The sequence below is a fragment of the Microcystis sp. M49636_WE2 genome, from assembly GCF_030065375.1.
In the GTDB taxonomy this organism is placed as follows: Bacteria; Cyanobacteriota; Cyanobacteriia; order Cyanobacteriales; family Microcystaceae; genus Microcystis; species Microcystis aeruginosa_C.
The window spans coordinates 1-2159 of the sequence record NZ_JASJFG010000568.1 but is presented as its reverse complement, the minus strand read 5'-3'; the positions used below and the strand labels follow the sequence as shown (position 1 = coordinate 2159).

Sequence of the window (2159 nt, the reverse complement as noted above, 5' to 3'; positions counted from 1 at the left end):
CATCGCAGTGCAGATCTGACCACTGCACCAACTTGATCCCTTGCAGATGTGCCGGTAGGCCAGCAATTGCGATCGTTAATCTTTCTACCTGTAAGGATTCTAACCAAAAGGGTCGCATCGGTGAGCCGTTGTCGGTGAGTATGTCAAAAGTCTATCAATTCCCGATGGGGTTGTTGGGGGATGCTTCCACAAACATCCCTCTTTTGACCATTAGCCTTGAAATTTATCGATAATTCTCTCCATAGCGGCCTCGACGTTGGCACGACTATTAAAAGCCGATAGCCGGAAATAACCCTCTCCGGCGGCCCCAAAGCCAGATCCGGGGGTCCCCACCACATTACAGGTATGTAGCAGTTTATCGAAGAAATCCCAACTCGACAGACCCTGGGGCGTTTTTACCCAAACGTAGGGCGCATTTACGCCGCCATGCACTTCTAAACCGGCAGCGGTTAATTTTTCTCGGATAATTGTTGCATTTTGTAAATAAAACTTGACAAGTTCTTCTACTTGTGCCTGTCCTTCTGGGGAATAAACCGCCTCGGCCCCCCGTTGGACAATGTAGGAAACGCCGTTAAATTTGGTCGATTGCCGACGATTCCACAGTTTCCAGAGTTGCACATCCGTCCCGTCGGCCGCTTTGGCCATGAGACTTTGGGGAACCACGGTTAAAGCGCAACGGGTCCCGGTAAAACCGGCATTTTTAGAAAAAGAGCGAAATTCGATCGCACATTGCCGCGCCCCCTCGATTTCATAGATGGAATGGGGTAAACTGGCATCGGTGATAAAGGCCTCATAGGCCGCATCAAAAAAGATAATCGATCCGTTGGCCCTAGCATAATTGACCCAAGCTGTCAAATGTTCTTTGGTAGCCGTGGCCCCGGTGGGATTGTTGGGAAAACAGAGATAGATTAAATCGACTTTTTCCGCCGGAATCTGGGCAGTAAAGTTATTTTCGGCGGTAATTGGCAGATAAATCAGACCCTCGTATTCGCCGCGTTCGTTGACCTCTCCCGTGTGTCCGGCCATAACGTTAGTATCAACGTAAACGGGATATACTGGGTCGGTCACGGCGATCGAGTTATTATCCCCAAAAATATCGAGAATATTGCCCGTATCGCACTTAGAACCGTCGGAAATAAAGATTTCATCGGCACTTATCTCACAACCGCGAGCCTGAAAATCATTGACAGCGATTTTCTCCCTTAACCAAGCATAACCCTGTTCTGGCCCGTAACCCTTAAAGCTAGAGCGATCGCCCATTTCCTGCACCGCTTTGATCATGGCCTCGCGACAAGCTAGGGGCAAAGGTTCGGTGACATCCCCAATCCCCAGACGGATAATATTAGCATCGGGATTGGCTGCCGCAAAAGCTTGGACTCGTCGGGCAATTTCCGGGAAAAGATAACCCGCTTTTAGTTTTAAGTAATTACTGTTAATGGTTGCCATAATTATTCTCGTTTCAGTCGCAACCTTTAATTTTATAACAGTCAGTCGTCGGCCGTCAGTTTCGATCGCCCTCCTTCACGGACTAGGATTGGGTGTGGCCTGTTGTCTTTCGATATACAATCAGAGAAAAACGTCTTAATAACTGACATTAGTATGGGTGAATCAAAACGTCGTCAATCGGCCCTGGGTGATAAGTATGGACAGGAAGAAAATATCCTGCCTTGGCTACCGATTACCAAAAGTCAAGCATCCCAAGCTTACAAGTTAACCACTAGGGGTGCCTGGATTGGTATAGGAGTTTTAGCCGGGGTTTGGCTAGTTATTCGTTTTGTCGGGCCGGCCTTCGGTTGGTGGAATGTCCAATGACCAGTTAAAGCTGCATCAGTTATCAGTTATCAGTTATCAGTAAAAAACTCCCCACCAGAAAATTAATTTTATTGGTTTGCCAAGATCTGGTCATCGATCGCCCAGTCTATTTCTTGCCGATCGCGACCGGAAGGGAGATAATCATTCTGGAAGGAGTCTGCTAAACCACTGACGAGATCATATTCGGGCTGCCAGTTTAACTCCCGGGTGGCCTTATTAATATCAGCGTAAAAATGTTGAACCCGCAGGGGGAAAGGTTTCTTTTTGCCGAAGTCAAATTTTTTGGGGTTATAGTTAACAATCTCGATTTCCTCGGCATTTTTCCCCATGGCTGCCGCGCAAGCTTT

Annotated in this window: 2 protein-coding genes and 2 pseudogenes; 1 reads left to right on the top strand and 3 read right to left on the bottom strand. The window is 47.7% G+C overall.

Translation table 11 applies throughout. The features are described 5' to 3' along the window. Positions 1–118, bottom strand: a pseudogene (locus PX484_RS13120) (metallophosphoesterase); the annotation flags it as partial. A 92-nt stretch (positions 119–210) separates the two neighbouring features. Next, positions 211–1446 carry an LL-diaminopimelate aminotransferase gene (locus tag PX484_RS13115; RefSeq protein WP_002801597.1) on the bottom strand — a complete coding sequence of 412 codons (1236 nt, stop codon included), beginning with the start codon at positions 1444–1446 and terminating at the stop codon, positions 211–213. Positions 1447–1599: 153 nt separating this feature from the next. Between PX484_RS13115 and PX484_RS13110 the strand changes: the two genes are divergently transcribed. After that, positions 1600–1812: a DUF2839 domain-containing protein gene (locus PX484_RS13110; protein ID WP_046661580.1), complete on the top strand. Its 213-nt coding sequence runs from the start codon at positions 1600–1602 to the stop codon at positions 1810–1812. A 68-nt stretch (positions 1813–1880) separates the two neighbouring features. Here the strand turns inward: PX484_RS13110 and PX484_RS13105 are convergent. Next, positions 1881–2159, bottom strand: a pseudogene (locus PX484_RS13105) (NAD-dependent epimerase/dehydratase family protein); the annotation flags it as partial.